The organism is Clostridium cibarium (genome assembly GCF_014836335.1).
Taxonomy (GTDB): Bacteria; Bacillota; Clostridia; order Clostridiales; family Clostridiaceae; genus Clostridium; species Clostridium cibarium.
On sequence record NZ_JACSRA010000006.1, the window covers coordinates 1 to 21,330 of the forward strand.

14 protein-coding genes and 1 riboswitch are annotated in these 21,330 nt (G+C 30.1%); of the genes, 4 read left to right on the top strand and 10 right to left on the bottom strand.

What is annotated here, in order from left to right; genetic code table 11:
• Window positions 1-506 precede the first annotated feature (506 nt).
• Window positions 507-1,391 (top strand): DUF1002 domain-containing protein, encoded by an 885-nt coding sequence (locus tag H9661_RS04915; protein WP_143318407.1) that lies wholly within the window; start codon window positions 507-509, stop codon window positions 1,389-1,391.
• 65 nt (window positions 1,392-1,456) lie between these two features.
• On the opposite strand, the gene H9661_RS04920 is transcribed toward H9661_RS04915, so the two are convergent.
• Window positions 1,457-6,952 (bottom strand): S8 family serine peptidase, encoded by a 5,496-nt coding sequence (locus H9661_RS04920; RefSeq protein WP_191767849.1) that lies wholly within the window; start codon window positions 6,950-6,952, stop codon window positions 1,457-1,459.
• A 276-nt stretch (window positions 6,953-7,228) separates the two neighbouring features.
• Window positions 7,229-8,536: a phosphomethylpyrimidine synthase ThiC gene (gene thiC, locus H9661_RS04925; RefSeq protein WP_143318409.1), complete on the bottom strand. Its 1,308-nt coding sequence runs from the start codon at window positions 8,534-8,536 to the stop codon at window positions 7,229-7,231.
• A gap of 78 nt (window positions 8,537-8,614) precedes the next feature.
• Window positions 8,615-8,716: riboswitch (TPP riboswitch) on the bottom strand.
• 298 nt (window positions 8,717-9,014) lie between these two features.
• On the opposite strand from thiC, the gene H9661_RS04930 reads away from it, so the two are divergent.
• On the top strand, window positions 9,015-10,355 hold the full coding sequence (locus tag H9661_RS04930) for an aminotransferase-like domain-containing protein (RefSeq protein ID WP_191767850.1): 1,341 nt from the start codon (window positions 9,015-9,017) through the stop codon (window positions 10,353-10,355).
• Between the two features lie 116 nt (window positions 10,356-10,471).
• On the opposite strand, the gene adhE is transcribed toward H9661_RS04930, so the two are convergent.
• Window positions 10,472-13,066 carry a bifunctional acetaldehyde-CoA/alcohol dehydrogenase gene (gene adhE / locus H9661_RS04935; protein ID WP_191767851.1) on the bottom strand — a complete coding sequence of 865 codons (2,595 nt, stop codon included), beginning with the start codon at window positions 13,064-13,066 and terminating at the stop codon, window positions 10,472-10,474.
• Window positions 13,067-13,345: 279 nt separating this feature from the next.
• On the opposite strand from adhE, the gene H9661_RS04940 reads away from it, so the two are divergent.
• Window positions 13,346-14,185: a patatin-like phospholipase family protein gene (locus H9661_RS04940; RefSeq protein WP_143318412.1), complete on the top strand. Its 840-nt coding sequence runs from the start codon at window positions 13,346-13,348 to the stop codon at window positions 14,183-14,185.
• Between the two features lie 45 nt (window positions 14,186-14,230).
• On the opposite strand, the gene H9661_RS04945 is transcribed toward H9661_RS04940, so the two are convergent.
• The 7 genes from H9661_RS04945 to H9661_RS04975 form a co-directional block, all read right to left on the bottom strand.
• On the bottom strand, window positions 14,231-14,992 hold the full coding sequence (locus H9661_RS04945) for a transporter substrate-binding domain-containing protein (protein WP_143318413.1): 762 nt from the start codon (window positions 14,990-14,992) through the stop codon (window positions 14,231-14,233).
• A 76-nt stretch (window positions 14,993-15,068) separates the two neighbouring features.
• A complete protein-coding gene (locus H9661_RS04950) occupies window positions 15,069-15,797 on the bottom strand; it encodes an amino acid ABC transporter ATP-binding protein (RefSeq protein ID WP_143318414.1) in 729 nt (242 codons plus the stop codon).
• Entirely contained in the window at window positions 15,781-16,443 is a 663-nt protein-coding gene (locus tag H9661_RS04955) for an amino acid ABC transporter permease (protein ID WP_143318415.1), read from the bottom strand. Before H9661_RS04955 ends, H9661_RS04950 begins: the two co-directional genes overlap by 17 nt.
• 13 nt (window positions 16,444-16,456) lie before the next feature.
• Window positions 16,457-17,218, bottom strand: a complete 762-nt coding sequence (locus H9661_RS04960; protein ID WP_191767852.1) for a transporter substrate-binding domain-containing protein — start codon at window positions 17,216-17,218, stop codon at window positions 16,457-16,459.
• A gap of 268 nt (window positions 17,219-17,486) precedes the next feature.
• Window positions 17,487-18,638 (bottom strand): AI-2E family transporter, encoded by a 1,152-nt coding sequence (locus H9661_RS04965; RefSeq protein WP_191767853.1) that lies wholly within the window; start codon window positions 18,636-18,638, stop codon window positions 17,487-17,489.
• Window positions 18,625-19,191, bottom strand: coding sequence for a GNAT family N-acetyltransferase (locus H9661_RS04970; protein ID WP_191767854.1), 567 nt, complete (start codon window positions 19,189-19,191; stop codon window positions 18,625-18,627). The genes H9661_RS04965 and H9661_RS04970 overlap by 14 nt, the downstream gene beginning before the upstream one ends.
• 239 nt (window positions 19,192-19,430) lie before the next feature.
• The gene (locus H9661_RS04975) at window positions 19,431-20,141 is read right to left on the bottom strand and encodes a GntR family transcriptional regulator (protein ID WP_143318419.1); all 711 of its coding nucleotides are present in this window, start codon (window positions 20,139-20,141) and stop codon (window positions 19,431-19,433) included.
• 161 nt (window positions 20,142-20,302) lie between these two features.
• Between H9661_RS04975 and H9661_RS04980 the strand changes: the two genes are divergently transcribed.
• Complete coding sequence (locus H9661_RS04980; protein ID WP_143318420.1) at window positions 20,303-21,313, top strand: PLP-dependent cysteine synthase family protein; 1,011 nt, start codon at window positions 20,303-20,305, stop codon at window positions 21,311-21,313.
• Window positions 21,314-21,330 lie beyond the last annotated feature (17 nt).

Consider the following 21,330-nt stretch of genomic DNA (forward strand, 5'->3'; position numbering starts at 1 on the left):
CCAGGATCAAACTCTCAATAAAAAGTTTAATCTACTCAAAAAACTTACTCTAAAAGAATTGCTGGTTTTTAACTTATTTATATCTGTTCAATTTTCAAAGACCATTTTGTTTGTCGCCCTCAAGCGACTTTCTTATCTTATCACCTATACAAACTCTTGTCAACACCTTTTTTAAACATTAATTTTTAAAAAGTGACTTGATTTGTTTAGCCGATGTACATAATGTTATCACATATACTTTTATTTTAATAATAAGCATATACACCGAGTTAGCATTAGATTATTATTTCGCCATATTTCTCACTTTTTCAAATCAATATATATATTGATACACTAGGCATAGTTTGTGCATCTTTATAATATTTATACTACTATATTTAAAATAATTTATATATCTACATCATAAATTTATATTATTTTAAACTAAAAGTAATAAACTCTAAAGAAAGTAATAAGATATTTTATGCTATAATTATACAAAACTAAATAATGTAAGGAGATTAATTATGAAATCAAAATCATTTATAAACAAATTAATGTTATCATTATTATCATTAACTATTATTACTTCACCTTTTAGCAGCACTAAGGTTTCTGCTGATTCTTATAAAGTTGTAACTTTAGGAGCTGATTTAAATCAAGAACAAAAAAATGAAATGCTAAAATACTTTAATGTTACTAAAAATGATGCAAATGTAATAGAAATAACTTCAAAAGAGGAATATGCTGCTTTAGGAAAAGTAGCTACAGCAACACAATTAGGAAACAAATCAATATCTTGCTCTTATGTTGAACCAACCAATAGTGGTGGCTTAGATATAAGCACTAACAATCTAACATGGGTTACTGACAATATGATAAAAAATTCTCTTATAACTGCTGGGATTAAAAATGCAACTGTAAAAGCCTCTGCTCCATTTAAAGTATCTGGAACTGCTGCTCTTACAGGCATACTTAAAGGATTTGAAAATAGTTCTAGCGGAGAAAAAATTGATGATAGCAAAAAAGAAGCTGCTAATAACGAAATTGTAGTTACAGGAGCCTTAGGCGACAAGCTTGGCCAAGATGATGCCACAAATCTTATAAATAATGTTAAAAAAGATGTAATTAAGGAAAAACCAAAAACTGATGAAGAGTTAAATAAAATAGTAGATAAAGAAGTTAAAGAATTTAAGGACAAACTATCAGATGATGACATAAATAATATCAAAACATTAATGTCAAAAATTAATGATCTACATTTAGACTATAGCTCAATAAAAGATCAACTTAATGATGTAACAAAACAATTGAAAGATAAATTAACTAGCACTGAAGCTAAGGGGTTCTTCTCAAAGGTTGGGGATTTCTTTTCTGGAATTTGGGATTCAATAACTAGTTTATTTTCATAAAAGTAATAATTCAAAATAAAAAAGTAAGCTATCTAAATCAAAGTTTAGATAGCTTATTTTCTAAATTAACTATTCTTCTTTCTTCTTTTCCCTGATATAAACAATCCAGCACCTGATACTAAAGCTATTAAAGTGACGCCTAAAATCATAGATAATGAATTTTTATCTCCAGTTTTTTCAGACAAGCCGCTCTTATTTCCTGTTGAATTTGTATTCATTGCTCCATTATCTGGATTACCATCTTTATTATCAACTAATTTTTCAGCTATTGTAAATTTAGTGAAATGAGATGTTTCAAATACAAATTCTGAAGATTCATTTAGGAATTCTCCTCCTATCTCTTTCCAAGTATTTGTACTTTCATCATAATAATATGCTGCTAGTTTCCCTTTATCCAAATTCTTAAGTTGATCATCTGTAATTTTAATTGATACTTTTACCTTATTACCATTAAAATCACTTATAACCTTTCCGTGTGAATTTGTTAATGATAAATCAATTATTTCTCCTATTGACTTCAATGTTGATAACAAGTCTCTATCTTCATAAATCTTTTGATCAAAACTTACTGTTCCAGTTGAAGCTAGTTCTAACAACTTGCTTGGAAGAACGATCTTTGTATTTGGTGAAGTAACAATTGAATCTCTTGATACATCTTCAATTATAGCTCTTAAATTTTCTCCGCTTGTACTTTCATATACAAATGCATTATCTCCAGCAGGTTTAATATTTTTGCTATGTGTTATTATGTGTCTATTTCCTTCAATTCTTTCAAATGAACTTTGTGATATTCTAAATGACTTCTTAGTAACATTAGATTTATTTCCTGATTTATCTACAGCATAAGCTTCTAAAACATAATCACCTTCAACATCCAACTTCTCACCATTATATTCTTTACCATTTAATAGTAATGTTAACTTAGCATCCTTGTCATCTACAGTAGCAATTGGAGTAATAGGAGTGTAATAAGTTTGTCCATCTTTAACTCCATTAATATCAACTACTGGAGCAGTAGTATCAACTTGAACAAAGGTTTTACTATGCACACTAACATTACCTGCATAATCCACTACCCTTGCATAAACAGCAGTATCATTATCTACTTCAATTTTGCCTGTATATTTAACATAGTTTGTGCCATCGAAACTATACTCTATTCTATCCACTTGATTTTCATCTGTTTTTATTTCTACTTCTACAGGTTTGTTTGTTTCTCTTAGCACATCAATGCTTGGTGCATTCGGTGCAACTTTATCTAAAATTACTTTAATATCATCTGAAACCTTATTCCCAAATTCATCTTCAGCTAATAAGCTAACATGATTTAATCCATCATTTAAATTTATATCTTTTGAAAATTCTTTCTCTAATAACCTTTCATCTGATACTGGTTGGCTGTCAAAATGTATTAAACAATCTCCATTTAAATAGAATGAATATCCAAACATGTTATCTGTCACTTTACCACTTACATTAAATTTAGAATTATTGGTATATATATTCCCATCTTCTCTTATTAATGGCAAACTCATAGAAATCTTAGGTAAAGTTTCATCATAGTATGCTTTATATGCATAATTGGCTACTATTTTTCCATCATTATCTTCTGCATATACCTTCAACAAGTTATTTCCATTCTTTACCGAAAAATCGTAAGTAAATGTTAAATCACTATTTATATTTACATCTTGTCCATTAATCTTTAGAACTTTTGCATTCTTATTTACATGTCCCAAAACTTTGTAAATACCATTTTTAACTTGGCTAGCTTTTATAAATTGAGCAAAACTCAAATTATCTATAGTAACATTTAATTTACTTAAAGAATTGCCTTTTACAACTGTCATATTCTTCACTGTACTGTTCCCAGCCTTATCTGAAACTAAAAGCTTAATTGAATTTAATCCATCTTTTAAGCTTACTTCCCCAGTTGCCTGTCCACTTTTTAGATCTAATGTAGTGCTGGAAGTACCATTTTTCAAATATCCTGTCACGCCTGTATCATCTTTTACTGAAACATTAAACTTAATACTATTATCTTCAGTAGTAAAATAAGGACTTGCGTCTCCTATATTTGGATCCACAGTAACTTCTGGATTTTTTGTATCTAAGATAACTTTATATTCTTTATCTAAAATATTTTTTCCACCCTTGTCTTCAGCCTGAATTTTAATTGTATTTATTCCTTCTTTAACATCTACTGGAGCTTCAAAATAGTTACTAGTTATTGCAACTTCTTTTCCATTAACAATTAGCTTTCCTAAATCATTACCTGCAGTTCCTTCTACAACATATTTACCATTAACTAATTCTGCCTGTCCAATAACTAATCCATCTTCCATTCCAGAAATGGCAATAGTTTTAAGATCATCAGCTTTAAGCTTTTCTGAAGCTTCTGTATAATTTCCAGCATTATCATATCCAGCTATTTGAACTGTATTGATTTCTCCCTCATTAAATGGTATTTCACTGGAATAAATACCATTAACCTCTGTTATATCACTCTCTTTAATAGCAATAATTTTCCCATCTATTGCAGCTGTAAAACTATTGTCAGGGCCTGATCCACCATCATTATCTGCTTCCTTCCACTTCAATTTATAGTGGATGCCACCTTTTGAATCTTTATATTTTTCTACACCTTCTATCTTAATTTCTGGTGCAACTGAATCTAATTTTACAGGAAGATCTAATACTTGTTCTTTACTTCCTTCAAGTTCCATGGAATTAGTTATTCTTATTTTATACTCCCCATCTTTAGCTTTCTCTTCTTTTCCTGTAGAAGAATTATATACTGTTCCATCCCACTTAGCACCATTTAAATACTTGGCATCTTCCTTACCTGAAGCATAATCACTATACATAGTTTTAACTACTCTTGGAGATACATAAAGATCCTTTATAACATTTCCATCTTTATCTATCACTTGTGCTTTTAACTCTTTAGAATTTCTTAACATGTATAAAGCGGGGAATAAATTATCCTTTATCCCATCTCCATTTGGTGAAATAGCAACTTTATCCTTTTCTATGAATAATTCATCATTCTTTATTGTTGATCCTAAATAATTATTTTTCCCATTTGAATAAGTCATTAATCCTGTTGTACCAATCTTATAATCACTGCTACCAACATACTTCGGAGCATCTACTATACTTTCCTTTCCCCAATCACCATAAAACCCCATATATGGCACTGATAGCGAAGGTTCAGCCAAATCTTCTGAAGTAAAGTGAATATATCCCTCAACAAAGTTTTCTGTAGCTACTTTGTCACTTAAATTCAATGTAGCCGTAACTTCAGCTGTAGAATTTGCTTTAACCACAACCTCATTTTTATCTAAAGTTACTCCTGATCCCTCAAGTTCAACTTCATGAATTTTATTATTATCTCCAATAACTTCACCATAAGCTTTTTCATTTTCTAGTTTATAAGTTATATCCTTTGATCCATAATTCTTTAACTCTAGATTAAATATAGTCTTCTTTCCAATTTGTTTTAATGCTGCTGCAGCTTTCCCATCCTTATAAGTTACTGTTACATTATTTTTGATAGCATTCTCTATTTGCATTAAACCAGCACCTTGTCTTCTTGTTGAATAAGGTATTGATTTACTAGAATCATACTTATCAATCATTATCTTAGCTGTATTCATAGCGGTATTTTTTGCGAATGTAACTAAATCTTTCCCCTTTAATCCAATCTTTTTCTCCTTTATTCCTTGAAGAATCAACGCCTCTGACCCTGAAGAATGAGGAGCCGCCATTGATGTTCCACTCATTACTTGGTAAGAGTTATTATTTGCTAAAGAATAAATATCTCCACCTGGTGCTGTTATCTCTGGCTTAAATTCTAAATCAGGAGTTGCTCCCCATGATGAGAACTGAGACATATCATCCTTATCTGTATTCTCAATTCCTGAAACAGAACCATCAGAGCTAAATTTAAACTCATCATCTCCAAGTTTTATATTATCCTTCATAACTAATGCATCTGCTCTACCTAAACTAAATACAGGAGAAGTAATATTTGATATTCCCATTCCAAAAGGAAGATTTCCACCTGCTTCATGGTTATATATAATTACCCCTGCAGCTTTATGAGCTATTGCATTATCATATTTACTTTGGAACGTAGTCACTCCTCTTTCAATTAATGCAATCTTTCCACTTAAATCTTGCCCATGAAAATCATCTTGTCCATCTTTTATAATACCTTTTCCACAATCAACTACCTTATGGTAATCTCCTAAAGCAGCTAAATTACTTCCTTCAGTATTACTAAAAAATACTTTTCCTTTTGTCCCTTTATTTGATTCATAACTAACTTGTGGTAAAACTGTGCTAGAGTTTTCCATAGAAGCTATTGAGAATGCTCCTTTTGCTGTAGAAGGTGAACTAACTGTAGCTGTATCTTTTAATCCTGTCTCATCTGTTGGTTGTCCACTTGTGTTGGATGTTGTTGTTGTTTGCGAATTTCCTGCTGAAATAACACATATAACACCAGCATCTGTGGCATTTTTAACTGCCATATTTTCTGGATCCTCCTCTGCCGAAAAACCTGGTCCACCACCAAGACTCATGTTTATAACATCTGCACCTAATTTCACCGAATCTTCCATGGCTGCTATGATATCATCATCATAAGCAGATGGTGTAGCTGGATTGTTTGTGAATACCTTCATAGCTAAAAGCTGTGCTTCTGGAGCAACACCTTTCACTGCTTTAAAAGTACCTGTATCATTATCATCTCCATTAGCTGCAACTATACCTGCAACGTGCATACCATGTTGACTTCCATCATCAATTACATTATCATTACCATCTGCATAATTATATCCAAACGGAACTTTATCAGTAAAATGCGTACCATAATGAAGCTTGTCTATATTTACTTTAACATCTTCACCTTTTAACTTGATTTTGCTAGTATCTATTTTTTGAAGGTCTTTGTGTCTATAATCAATTCCTGTATCTATAATTGACACTACCATTCCTTCACCTTTATACCCAAGATCTTTCCAAACATCTGTTGCTCCAGTTATTTTCTTTGCAAATTCCATATCCGGCTTAAATGATCTCACTTCTGTAACTGTTTTTACCCCATCTATAGCACTTATAGCACCTATATTTTTTCTTTTTGTATTAATTGAAAAACCATTAACTAAATAACCAAAACTTCTTTTAACAGTAGTTCCAGTTATAGCTTCAACCTGACTAATAACATTGCTTTGAGACGATTTGACTCCTTCTTCTTTTTCTTTTACTGAATCAGTATAATCAGTTCCATCATCCTTAATTGCTGGTGAATCCTCTAATTGAACTATAACTCTAATGTCCTCTTCTAAACCAGAAGTTGTTCCATTTTCGTTAAATGAATTACCTTTAATGTACTTTGCTTGATTTGTTAATTTTTCCTCAAGTTGATTCTTTGCAGCTTCCTTTAACACATTTGTAGGCACTTCTTTTCCCAGTGCTGTTAATACACTACTATTCAGTATCACTGTAGTAGTTAGTGCTAAAGTAGTCATAAGAGAAATAAACCTTTTACTCTTCATTATAATCCCCCTTTTTATTCTCTAATTGTAATTATTTTCATATTGTTGTCTATTTTACATCTAATTTTTTCCCTTGTAAATATAATTTTAACTATTCTTCTTAAAAATTATATTTAAATACAAAAACTGAACTTTTTATATTTTTTTCCTTTATATTTTATTCATTTACATAGTTATACTTATTTTTTTTAATACTTTATTCTAAAAAATAAAGGATTAGTCTAAAATTCACAATAGACCAATCCTTGTTTTTTCTATATTTTGTATATTTTTATATTAATCTCTAAGTATATTTAAATCTTCTCCACTAAGAATCTTCTTCATTGTCCTCATAGAACACATTTTTCCACACATTGTGCATGATTCTTCATCATGTGGTTGTGATTCGGCTCTATATCTTCTTGCCTTTTCACCGTCAATAGCTAAGCTAAACATAGCTTCCCAATCTAAATCAGCTCTTGCTTTACTCATAGCATTATCTAAATCTCTTGCCCCTTTAACTCCTTTAGCTATATCTGCTGCATGAGCTGCAATCTTTGAAGCTATAATACCTTCCTTCATATCTTGTAAATCTGGTAATCTTAAATGTTCCGCTGGAGTAACATAGCATAAAAAATCAGCTCCATAAGTAGCAGCAATAGCTCCTCCAATTGCTGATGTTATATGATCATACCCTGGTGCTATATCTGTAACTAATGGTCCTAAAACATAAAATGGTGCTCCATGACATAACTTCTTTTCTAATAACATATTAGCTTGTATTTCATTAAGTGCCATATGTCCAGGTCCTTCGATTATAATTTGTACATTTTTTTCCCAAGCTCTCTTTGTAAGTTCTCCTAAAGTAATAAGTTCCTTTATTTGACTAGCATCAGTGGAATCATTAATTGACCCTGGTCTTAATGCATCTCCCAAAGATATAGTCATATCATATTTAGAACAAATATCTAAAAGTTTATCAAAATGCTCATAAAACGGATTTTCTTTGTTATTTAACTCCATCCATGCAAATAATAACGAACCACCTCTTGACACTACACTAGTTAATCTATCATTTCTCTTTACTGTTTCAACAGCTTCTCTGTTAAGCCCTGCATGTATTGTTATAAAGTCAACCCCATCTTGACCATGCTTATCTACCACATCTAAAAATTCTTCAGCAGTTATATCTTTTAATTCTTTATCATAAAAACCTACGGCATCATATATTGGTACAGTTCCAAGCATTGCTGTAGACATCTCTACTATTTTTCTTCTCATGCCTTCAGTTTTCCCATAATTAGACAAATCCATTATAGCTTCTGCTTTCATTTCAAGAGCTACTCTTACTTTCTCTAATTCTTTATCACATTCTGGGCAATCTTTTGAAATTCCAAGATTAACATTAATTTTAGTTTTAAGCCCCTGCCCTACACCTTCAGGACTAAGCGTTTTATGATTTTTATTTGCTGGAATTGCTACCTTTCCTTCTGCAACTAAATTTCTCAATTCTCCTGCATCCATATTTTCTTTTTTTGCTACTATTTCCATTTCTCTTGTAATGATGCCTTTTCTAGCTGCATCCATTTGTGTTGTGTAATTCATAAATGAATCCTCCTCATTTTTTTCTCTATAAAAAAAAGCTTGCCAAAGCAAGCTTAAAATTACTACACAAATAATATAGTTAAATTAATATTGCTTCCCTCCGATGGCATTATCCATATCAGGTTACAAGGGTTAGGATTTTACTCCCTCTCAGCCAAATTGGCACCCCTAGCAAGTTTTCTTTATATTAATCTGATTATACTATTATTCCCTCTTCATTTCAATACATCATAAAACAATACAATTTCACTACCAACCCCCTTTAAGTCCGCATTTTACCAGCATATTCTTCAGAATATTACCATACAAGAATATTTATTCTTCAGAATATGTTCATTTTTTACCTTTATTAAAAACTTAATATTCAAATGATTACTTCACTATTATGAGATAAAACATTCTTTTGTTCATGAACATATTGTAGAAAATTAAATTATACTGTGATATTCTGAATTTATATGGATAGGAGGTATTAAACTTGAAAAGTATATATATGATAATTGCGGATGATATTAATGAATCTATACAAAAAGGCGAATTAAAACCTGGGGCAAAATTACCATCTATCAGAACTTTAACCAATAAATATAACTGTTCAAAAAATTCAGTTATAAAGGCCTATGAAACATTAAAAAATAATCATGTAATTTATTCTTCCCCTAAAAGTGGCTTTTTTATAGCTGAAACTTTAGATAGAGGTCAATTCAAAAGAGATACTATTAATTTTCACAGTGGAAATACCGTTATAGGCAATATGAATACAGAAGATTTAAAACACTGCCTAAAATGGGCTAGTGACATATATAAAAATTATTCTTTAGAAAGTGGCGTTTATGGTATTGACTCTTTAAGAGATAAATTGGTTACCCATCTTTCTAATTATCAAATATTTACCTCGAGAGATAATATTTTTATTAATATGGGTGTCTGTCAAACCTTAAGTACACTAAATGCTTTAGAATTTCCAAATAAAAAGACAACTATTTTGATAGAACAACCTACATATGCTATGTATATGGAAGGTCTAAAAAATAGTGATACACATGTAATAGGAATAGAAAGAGATGAAAATGGCATCGATCTCAAAGAATTAGAAAGGATATTTAAGGAAGAAAGTATTAAATTTTTCTATGTTATTCCACAGCATCATAATCCTTTAGGAACTACTTTAAGCAAAAATCAAAGAAAATCAATAGCTAAACTTGCTAAGAAATATGATGTATATATAGTTGAAGATGATTATTTTTCATGTATAGACGAAAATAAAAATTATGACCCTATATTCTCATATTCTGACCGTAAACACGTATTTTATATTAGTAGTTTCTCTAAAATTATGCCTTGGATGAGAATAGGATTTATAGTTTGCCCAACTTCTTTGATTGAAGCTCTTAGAGAATGTATGCATAAAATTCATTTTTTTTCATACCCTACAGCATCTCTATTATCACAAGCAACTTTAGAAATCTATCTTCAAAGCAAGCTACTTTATAAGCATACTTCATTAATAACCGCTGATTTAAAGAATAAATATAATGTTTTAAATGAAAACTTAAAATCTTTAGAATCTCTTGGTGTTGAAGTAGTTAAAGAACACTCTGGTTTTTATTGCTATCTAAAGCTTCCTGAATTGGTTAATGAAGATATATTAGTAAAGGAATTAGAAAAATCTAAAGTCATAGTTGGCCACGGGAAAAGATTTTATTTTGACGATAAATTCTATAAGAAAGGCATTAGGCTTAGCATTGCAAGTGTCAGTGACAATGATATTATAAAAGGAATTTCCATAATTGAAGAAAAGCTAAAAATGTTCATATGAAAAAGCCTTTAAATAAACTAAAAACTCTTTACTATTTAACAATACAAAAATACATCCGAGTTTATAAATTAATAAAAAGCTACCTTGTAAAAGTAGCTTTTTACCTAATTATCATATTAACTTTCTTTTGTATCGTATGCATTTATATAAAGTTGTTTTAACTCACTCATCAATGGGTATCTTGGGTTAGCTCCTGTACATTGATCATCAAATGCTTGCTCAACCATTTCATCTAATTGACCATAAAATTTATCTTCACCTACCCCTGCTGCCCTAATTGACTTCGGAACATTGAGTCTGTCTTTTAATCCTTCTATAGCCTCAATCAATAAATCTACCTTTTCTTCATCAGAACTTCCTCCTAAATGTAAGTGATCTGCTATCCTTGCATATCTCCATGCAGCATTTGGATATTTATATTGTGAAAATGCTGTTTGTTTAGTTGGAGCATCTGTAGCATTAAATTTAATAACCTCATTTATTAGCAAAGCATTTGCCATACCATGTGGCAAGTGATGAAATGCACCGAGTTTATGAGCCATCGAGTGGCATATTCCTAGAAAAGCATTAGCAAAAGCTACCCCTGCTATTGATGAAGCATGAGCCATCTTTTCTCTTGCCTTAACATTGGTTTGCCCTTCATTATAGCAATCTGGTAAGTATTTAAATACTAATCTTATTGCTTCAAGTGCTAACCCATTAGTATACTCAGATGCTAAAACTGAAACATATGCTTCTATTGCATGAACTAATACATCAATACCAGAGTATACAGTTAATCCTTTTGGCATACTCATCATAAGTTCTGCATCTACTATAGCCATGTCTGGAGTCAATTCATAATCTGCTAATGGATACTTAACTCCTGTTTTCTCATCAGTTATTACTGCAAACGGAGTTACTTCTGATCCAGTTCCTGCTGATGTTGGTATAGCAACCATCATAGCTTTCTCACCCATAGGTGGGAATTTATAAACTCTCTTTCTTATATCTAAAAATCTCATAGCTAAATCTTCAAATACAACATCTGGGTGTTCATACATTACCCACATTATCTTCGCCGCATCCATAGGTGAACCTCCACCCAAAGCTAATACTACATCCGGCTTATAGGAAAGCATAGCATCGGCTCCTGCTTTAGCTGCTTTTAAAGTTGGATCTGGTTCAACATCTGAGAATATTCTAAAATCTATTCCCAGTTCTTCTAAAACCCTAGTGACATGATCAGTATAACCTAAATCAGCTAAAACTCTATCTGTAACTATAAATACCTTCTTCTTACCTATTTCATCTAATTCTCTTAAGGCTACTGGTAAACAACCATATTTAAAGTAAATTTTTTCAGGGACTCTAAACCAAAGCATATTTTCTCTCCTCTCAGCAACACTCTTAACATTTAGTAAATGTTTAGGTCCTACATTTTCTGAAACTGAGTTTCCTCCCCAAGAACCACATCCAAGTGTTAATGATGGTGCTAACATAAAGTTATATATATCCCCAATCGCACCTTGTGATGCTGGCATGTTTATTAAAGTTCTAGCAGTTTTCATAGCTACTCCAAAAGCATTTATTCTATCAACCGATTTAATTTGATCAGTATAAAGTATGGACGTATGACCCATACCACCTAATTCAATCAACCTTGAGGCTTTCTTTAGAGCTTCATCAAAGGTTTCAGCTTTATACATAGCTAATACCGGTGATAATTTTTCATGGGAAAATGGTTCATCAAGTTCTACTGATTCCACTTCTCCAACTAGTACTTTTGCATTTTCAGGAACACTTACACCTGCCATTTGAGCTATCTTAAATGCAGATTGACCTACTATATTTGAATTGAGCCCACCTTTTTCATTTAATATTATCTTTCTTACCTTATCAATTTCATCCCCTTTAAGTATATAAGCCCCTCTTTCGTCTAACTCTGACTTTACTTTATCATAAACTGAGTTCATAGCTATTATACTTTGTTCTGATGCACATATTACTCCATTATCAAAAGTCTTTGAAAGTAATATAGAGTTTACTGCCATTTTTATATGTGCAGTATCATCTATAATTGCTGGTGTATTTCCTGCACCAACTCCTATAGCAGGCTTTCCTGATGAATAAGCCGACTTAACCATTGCTGGACCACCAGTCGCTAGTATAATATCTGCTTCCTTCATTACCATTTGTGATAATTCTACAGAAGGTTCATCGATCCATGCTATTATTCCTTCAGGTGCTCCAGCATTAACAGCAGCTTCTAAAACTATCTTAGCAGCTTCAATTGTAGCTCTCTTCGCTCTTGGATGTGGACTTATTATTATTCCATTTCTTGTTTTTAATGCTATTAATGTTTTAAATATCGCAGTTGATGTAGGATTTGTAGTTGGGACTATTGCTGCTATTATTCCAAATGGTTCAGCAACCTTACTTATTCCGAAGGTTCTATCCTCATAAATAACCCCACAGGTTTTCATATCCTTATATTGATTATAGATATATTCTGCTGCAAAGTGATTTTTGATAACTTTATCTTCTACAATTCCCATTCCACTTTCTTCTACAGCAAGCTTCGCAAGGCCTATTCTTTGATTATTTGCTGCCATTGCCGCCTGTCTAAATATCTCATCAACCTGCTTTTGAGAAAATGATGCAAATATTCTTTGTGCTTTTCTTAATTCTTTAATTCTTTCAGTTAATTCTTGAGCATTGGTAACTTTCATATTTTTTCCTCCCAAATAAGCCAATTAATTATTATATATATTTCTTAACATAAGCATTAATTTTTAGCATTATTATTTTGTATTTAACTTATGTGTCTATTATTCATATTATTTACTACTGAACAAGAAAATATGAGTAATTATTTTTTTATTAATATACTTTTAACTAAATATGTATAAACTATTAACAAAAATTATCCAATATTATTGTACTTTATTAAATTAAAGCGTATAATTTTGTACATACAAATTTATAATAATACAAAATAAGGAGGAATTATGCCAAGCTTAATATTAGAAGGCGGAACATTTAGACCTATATTTAGTGCAGGTGTAATGGATGCATTATTAGATAATGATATAATGTTTCCATATTGTATAGGAGTTTCTGCTGGTATTACAAATGGAATTTCTTATTTATCAAAGCAGCATAAAAGAAACTTAGAAGTTCTAGAAAAATATAGATTAGATAAGAGATATTTAGGAATTAGGAATTTCTTCAAGTGCAGAAGTATATTTGGTCTTGATTTTGTTTTTAATGAAATTCCAAATAAACTTAATCCATTTGATATGGATACTTTTATGAAATATGAAGGAACTGCTCTTGTTGGAGTTACTAATGCTGAAACTGGAAAAACTGAGTATATTAATGCGAAAGAATTAGATGACAAATGTTCAATTCTTAGAGCTACCTGTGCCATTCCTCTTTTCTTTCCAGCAATCAAGGTTAAAGATGGTTTTTACTATGATGGTGGATTATGCGATCCCATTCCTATAAGAAAAGCAATCGCCGACGGTAATGAAAAACATCTCATTATACTAACCAGACCAAAGGAATATAGAAAAACCCTTGGAAAGAGCTACAAAATAGCCTCAAAGGTTATAGGGAGAAAATATCCTAATTTAATTAAGCCTTTGCTGACTAGACATGAACTTTACAATGATACTGTAAGATTTTGTGAAAAGCTCGAAGCTGAAGGAAAGGCAATAATAATAAGACCTACTATTGAACAATCTATAGAAAGCTTTGAAAAAGACATACTAAAATTAAAACAAGGATGGCAAAATGGATATGATGCTGCTGTAAATGTAATGGATGAAATAAAAAAGTTGTTCTAAATTAAGAACAACTTTTTTTTAATTCAAAAACTTATTTTACTATAACTATTTTGAAAGATACTGCTTAACTATCTCATCATACTTTCCATTATCTTTTATCTTTTTTAATCCTTCATTAAATTTCTTTAATAAATCTGCATTTTGTCCCTTGTTAACAGCGAAACCATAGTCTGCTTTAGTAACCTTATTACCAGCTATTTTTAATTTAGAACTAGTATCAACTTTAATCTTATATGCTATAACAGGATAATCTTCTAATGCAAAATCAGCATTTCCATTTTCCACTGCTTGGAACATAGATGGAGAATCTGAAAAATAATTTAATTGTAATCCATACTTATCTTTATTGTCTTCTGCAAATTTGGCACCTGCGGTTCCCTTCTTTAAAGAAGCTTTCTTACCTTGTAAGTCACTTTCTCCATTAATTGCTGTATTATTTGCATTTGTAATTATAGATAAACCTGCTTCAAAGTATGGTTCAGAAAAATCTAATGACTTTTTTCTTTCATCAGTCATACTTATACCTGCTATTGCTCCATCTAATTGATTAGAAGTAAGTCCTGGTATTATTCCATCAAAATCCATTGGTTTTAATTCATACTCAAATCCTTCTTCTTTTGCTACAGCATCTAAAACTTCTACATCAATACCTTTATATTTTCCATCTTCTTCAAAAGAAAAAGGTGCATACTTAGCATCTGTTGCTATTACGTATTTCTTATTTTCATTATTAGCCCCACATCCAACAAATAATGGCACCGACATTGTTACTGCTAAAATTGCTGCGATAAATAATTTTTTTCTCATTTTCTAGTCCCCCTTAATTAATTTAAAGAGCTTTTATTATAAAAAGCTCTTTATAAAACTTATAAATTTCTTTAATTTAGCCTATAACTTTATTTAAGAATTCTTTACACCTATCATTTTTTGGTGATTCAAAAACATCTTTTGGCGTACCTTCTTCCATAATATATCCTTGGTCCATAAATATTACTCTATCAGCAACTTCTTTAGCAAATCCCATTTCATGAGTAACAACTACCATTGTCATTCCTTCCTTTGCTAAATCTTGCATTACCTTTAATACTTCCCCAACCATTTCTGGATCTAATGCTGAAGTAGGTTCATCAAATAACATTATCTTAGGATTCATTGCTAATGCTCTTGCTATAGCAACCCTTTGCTTTTGTCCTCCAGATAACATATTAGGGTATTCATCTTGTTTATGATCTATCCCAACCTTCTTTAAAAGAGATAATGCCAGTTCTTGTGCTTTGGCCTTAGGCATTTTCTTCAAATCAATTGGCGCTAAAGTTATATTTTCCATTACTGTCAAGTGCGGAAATAAATTAAATGATTGAAAAACCATTCCTATATTTTCTCTCGCTTTATTTATATCACAACTTGGTTCTGATATATTTTGCCCTAATATATTTATAGATCCACCATCTATTACTTCAAGAGCATTTAAACATCTTAAGAATGTACTCTTTCCTGATCCTGATGGTCCTATTATACAGACAACTTCTCCTTCTTTTACATCTACAGAAATATCCTTAAGAACTTCTAAATTTCCATAATGTTTTTTAAGATTTTTAGCTTCTATTACCATAACTTAACTTCCTTTCTATATACTTAGAAACAATAGTTAATGCTGTTATTAATATAAAATACATTACAGCTATTATTGCATACATCTGGAAGGGTTTAAAGTTTTGGGCTATAATGATTTGCCCACTTTGAGTAAGCTCTCTTATACTTATTACTGTTAAAATTGATGTATCTTTTATTGTTACTATAAATTGATTTATTATAGATGGTATCATTACCTTAATTGCCTGAGGTAAAATAATTTTTCTCATAGATTTAAAATAATTAAACCCTAAACTTCTTGCAGCCTCCATTTGACCTGGATCAACTGCCATTATACCACCTCTAAATATTTCTGCCATATAGGCTCCTGCATTTAAACTTAATACTATTATACCTGCTAATTCTGGATCAAATCTTATTCCTAAAAGTTGACCAACTCCAAAATATAAGAATAATGCTTGAACGATTAGAGGTGTTCCTCTAATTATAAATATGTATACTGAAGCGATTGCTTTTAATATCTTTGACTTACTTATAGTAAATATACCAAATACTAATCCAATTATTACTGCAAATATTAGTGATACCACAGATATTTTTACAGTTACTAACAACCCATCTAATAAACTTGGCATACTATCTTTTAATAATTCTAAAAAATTCATACTTCTCCCCTTACTATTTTGAAATGTATTGATTAACTATCTCATCATACTTTCCACTATCTTTTAACTTCTTAAGTCCATCATTAAATTTCTTTAATAAATCTTTATTTTGATTTTTGTTAACAGCAAATCCATAGTTTGATATGTCAACTTTATTACCAACCATCTTTAACTTAGAATTTCCATCTACCTTAATCTTGTACCCTATAACAGGATAATCTTCTAAGGCAAAATCAGTATTTCCATTTTCTACTGCTTGGAACATAGATGGAGAATCTTCAAAATAGTTTAATTGCAATCCATACTTATCCTTATTATCTTCTGCAAATTTAGCACCTGCAGTTCCTTTCTTTACAGAAACACTTTTCCCTTTTATATCACTCTCTCCATTGATAGCAACATTATTTCTATTTGTAACTATTGATAAACCTGATTCAAAATATGGATCTGAAAAATCTAGAGCTTTTTTTCTCTCATCTGTAATACTCATTGCAGATATTGCTCCATCTAATTGATTAGATGTAAGACCTGGTATTATTCCATTAAAGTCCATTGGCTTTAATTCATATTCAAATCCTTCTTCTTTAGCTATTGCATCTAGAATTTCTACATCAATTCCTTTATATGTTCCATTTTCTTCAAACGAAAATGGAGCAAACTTAGCATCTGTTGCTATTACATATTTTTTATTTTCATTCTTAGCCCCACATCCCACTAGTAATGCTACTGACATTACTGAAGCTACTATCATCGCAATACATGACTTTTTTTTCACTTTTTTGTCCCCCTTAGTTAGTAAGAATGTAAAAAGCTTTTTATATTATCATAAAAAGCTCTTTCAAAATATATTAATAATATTTTATTATACATTATTTTACTAGTCAACAATTTATTTAAATTTATTAATTAAATTTGTTTTTTTTAATAATAAAATTAAACTTTTTTACAAAACTAGTATATTTTTTTTATTAAATTCCAAATATGATAATTACATATTATTATTCTTTTTAACATATTACTCAATGAATATTTTAAATGTTTTTCTATAATTTTATATCTTTATTTTTAAGTCTATTATTAGTTATTGTACCAAGTACCGTATATATTACTGCAAAAAGAGGTGTTCCGATTAATATTCCTAATATTCCAAAAGTACTTCCCCCTACTGTTATCGCAAGTAATACCCATAAAGCAGAAAGCCCAATTGAATTTCCTACTACCATAGGATAAATAAAATTACCTTCTATTTGTTGAATAACTATAATAAGTACAATAAACCACAACGCCTGCATAGGATTAACTATTAAGATAATGAATGCGGTTGGTATTGTTCCTATTAGAGCTCCAAAAATTGGTATCAATGCAGTGATTGCAATTATAGTGCTTACAAGTATGGCATAAGGCATCTTAAATATTATCATACCTATGAAGCATAACCCACCAAGTATTACTGCTTCTACACATTGTCCAATAACAAACTTAGAAAACTTATAATTTGATATTTCAGCTACTTTAAGTATCTTAGAAACTTTATCCTTTTCCATAAAAGCATATAACAATTTTTTAGTTTGCATCGATAACTTTTCTTTGCTAATTAGAATATATATAGCTATTAATATTCCCATAAAAACATTAAAAATAGCTGAAGTAACCCCTACAGTTATACTTAATATTTGTGAAATTAAACCACCTGTTACTTGTCCTATTATATTTAAAATGTTGGCCCCCATTGATGATATCTTTTCTGAAACCTCATTAAATATTTCCGTTGAGCCCATGGAGCCCATATATGTTGAAACGAAGTCTTGCAAAGATTTTACATAGCTTGGAATATTTTTAACTAGCGTTGAACCACTTTCAATGAGCTGTGGAATAACAAATAATATTATACCAACCGTTGTGCCAATAATTACAAACAATGTAATGATTATTGCTAACGGTCTTTTAATTCCATCCATATTTTTAATTTTAGCTTTTTCTAGAATCTTACCTATAACATTATCTTCAAAAAATTTCATAGGTAAATTTAACACAAAAGCAACCCCCATACCTATTAGAAACGGTTTTATAATTCCTATGCCTACACTTAATAAATTTCCAACAGTATTTAGATTCATAAAAATATATGCTACTATTATAATACATGTCGCCAATATTAAATTCGATTTAAACTTCTGATCCTTAAAATAATTCATTTCTTATCTCCTTTTTAAAAACATATCTTCTTAATCCACCATATTTTAACTTATCAGCTTCTATAGTATAATTTAATGATTTAAATGTATTTACACTATAAATATTATATGGAGATGCTGTAGCACTTAAAATTTTCATATTATTTTTTATAGCTTCTTTTTCTAATACTTCACAAATTTTTTTCTGTAATCTATTACCTCTATATTTTTCACTTACTAAAGTTGATTCAATTTGTCCAACTCTTAACAATTCTTCCCCTTCTAGCATTAAATCATAACCATAATTATGATTATCGTATCCATATTCACAATATACTCCCATAGCAATCAACGAATCATCATCTAGAAAGCACCCTAATATCTTTCCATTTTCCCTAATGCTCTTCTTAAATTCCTCTTTACTTGAAGGTGAATACCATTCTTTTTCCTTAAGTCCTTCCATTATTTCATCTTGCAGGTCCATTATTTTATCTAGATAACTCTCATCAAGGATCTTAAACTTTACACTAATCATACTTCCATCCTTTTCTCTAATTTCCAACTCAAAACTCATAAAATCCCTCACTTATTTAAATAATACTTATATACTATCATAAATAGGCAAAAAAAAAGAAGAGTAAATTTAAATTGACTCTCCTTTTAAATATATATTTTATGATTGAAATTGTTCTTCTGTTTGACCCTTTTTCTCTAACTTAAATCCACTCATATACATAGCTTTTATAAATAGAAATCAAACTACAGATACTACCATTATAGTGATTTTATTCATCTTGGAATCCATTACATTTATTACCTTACACTTATACTTTTAAATTCAAATCTATCACTTCTATGATGTGATTTTGAATATTCATATGGCTGTCCATTATCTAAAAATGCAATTTGCTCAACCTCTAATATTGGAAAATTCTCTGCAATTTCTAAATTTTCTTGTTCTAATTCATTAGGTAATAATGCTCTCACAGTTCTGTGAGCACTTTTTATTTTAAGTTTTAATGTTTCTTCTATGTATTTATAAATTGAATTTCTTAACACATCTTTTTTAAGACCTGGAATTATATCGATTGGCATATAGGTATATTCAATTACATATGGATCATTATCAGCATATCTAACACGACATATATAGTAAACAAATTCATCTGTTTCCATCTTTAATTTATTTGCAATCTCTTCTGTTGGATTAATTACTTGAAATTCAATAATCTTTGAAACTATTTCTTTATTTTTAAAATTTCCAGAAAAACCTGTGAATTGACTTGATGCACTTACATCTGAAACTTCGTTATAATCCACATCTTTAACAAATGTTCCTGATCCTCTTCTTTTTACTACTGAGCCACTCATTACAAGTTTATCCATAGCCTTTTTTATCGTTATTCTACTCACACCATATTGTACACACATTTCTTTTTCTAAAGGTAATTGATCATTTGGCAAATATTCACCACTATTTATCTTATGTTGTATATCCAACGCAATTTCTTCATATTTTAACATCTCAATTCCTCCTTATATAAAATGGCTTTTACTACTTACATATAATATACTTTTTCTTAAATAACATTATATCATTATATTTGGATAATTAAATATTATTGTCAATATTTATAAACTCAACATATACATATATTAACTAGCATTAAAATTAAGGAGACTATATGGATACGGTTCCTGATAAAATTGCCGAACTAGAAAAACTTATTGGTAAAACTCCACTTATTGAAATCGATTTTAATTATAAGCATAAGGAATGTAAAATCTATTCAAAACTTGAATACTATAATTATACTGGAAGCATTAAAGATAGAATGGCTTTGTACATATTAAAAAAAGCCTATAACAAAGCTCATATAAAAAATAATTATACTATCATCGAAGCAACTAGTGGAAATGCAGGAATTTCTTTTTCTGCCATTGGTACTTATCTTGGAAATAAAGTTGAAATATACACGCCAGATTGGATCAGTGAAGAAAGTAAACTGATATTAAAAAGTTTTGGAGCGAAACTTCATTTAATTTCTCAAAGTGATGGTGGTTTCTTAGAATGTATAGTTCAAATAATAGAAAGAGCTAATACAAATAACAATATATTCCTACCATCACAATTTTCTAATGAAGATAATATTTCTGCTCATTATTTATCAACTGGTCCAGAAATACTAAATATCCTTCTAAAAAATAATATATCTCCTTCTGCCTTTGTTGCTGGTGTTGGTACTGGCGGAACTTTAATGGGAGTTGGAAAATACTTAAATGAATATAATAATTCAATAAAACTCTACCCCATTGAACCATTAAATTCTCCTATTCTTTCAGCTAAAAAAGAATTTTGTAAACATAGAATTCAAGGAATTGCAGATGAATTTATTCCGCCATTATTAAAACTTGATAAACTCCATAAAATTATCTCAATTGATGATGGAGATGCAATAATAATGGCACAAATGCTGGCATCTAAGCTAGGTTTAGGAGTAGGCATATCTTCTGGTGCTAATTTTTTAGGATGTGTAAAAGCTTTAGATATATTAGGATCTGATGCTGAAATAGCTACTATTTTCCCTGATGATAATAGAAAGTATCTTAGGTCCTATTTAGAAAAAACAGAGCCTCCCCAAAATAATTTTTTGTCACCTTCCATTGAACTTATAGGAATTAAAACTCTTATTTAATATAAATAAAAGAACTC

Bases quoted from the DNA above. Each gene is read 5' to 3' on its own strand.
- H9661_RS04915 (WP_143318407.1), top strand. From the start codon at position 507: ATGAAATCAAAATCATTTATAAACAAATTAATGTTATCATTATTATCA.
- H9661_RS04920 (WP_191767849.1), bottom strand. From the start codon at position 6,952: ATGAAGAGTAAAAGGTTTATTTCTCTTATGACTACTTTAGCACTAACT.
- thiC (WP_143318409.1), bottom strand. From the start codon at position 8,536: ATGAATTACACAACACAAATGGATGCAGCTAGAAAAGGCATCATTACA.
- adhE (WP_191767851.1), bottom strand. From the start codon at position 13,066: ATGAAAGTTACCAATGCTCAAGAATTAACTGAAAGAATTAAAGAATTA.
- H9661_RS04940 (WP_143318412.1), top strand. From the start codon at position 13,346: ATGCCAAGCTTAATATTAGAAGGCGGAACATTTAGACCTATATTTAGT.
- H9661_RS04945 (WP_143318413.1), bottom strand. From the start codon at position 14,992: ATGAGAAAAAAATTATTTATCGCAGCAATTTTAGCAGTAACAATGTCG.
- H9661_RS04950 (WP_143318414.1), bottom strand. From the start codon at position 15,797: ATGGTAATAGAAGCTAAAAATCTTAAAAAACATTATGGAAATTTAGAA.
- H9661_RS04955 (WP_143318415.1), bottom strand. From the start codon at position 16,443: ATGAATTTTTTAGAATTATTAAAAGATAGTATGCCAAGTTTATTAGAT.
- H9661_RS04965 (WP_191767853.1), bottom strand. From the start codon at position 18,638: ATGAATTATTTTAAGGATCAGAAGTTTAAATCGAATTTAATATTGGCG.
- H9661_RS04970 (WP_191767854.1), bottom strand. From the start codon at position 19,191: ATGAGTTTTGAGTTGGAAATTAGAGAAAAGGATGGAAGTATGATTAGT.
- H9661_RS04975 (WP_143318419.1), bottom strand. From the start codon at position 20,141: ATGTTAAAATATGAAGAAATTGCGTTGGATATACAACATAAGATAAAT.
- H9661_RS04980 (WP_143318420.1), top strand. From the start codon at position 20,303: ATGGATACGGTTCCTGATAAAATTGCCGAACTAGAAAAACTTATTGGT.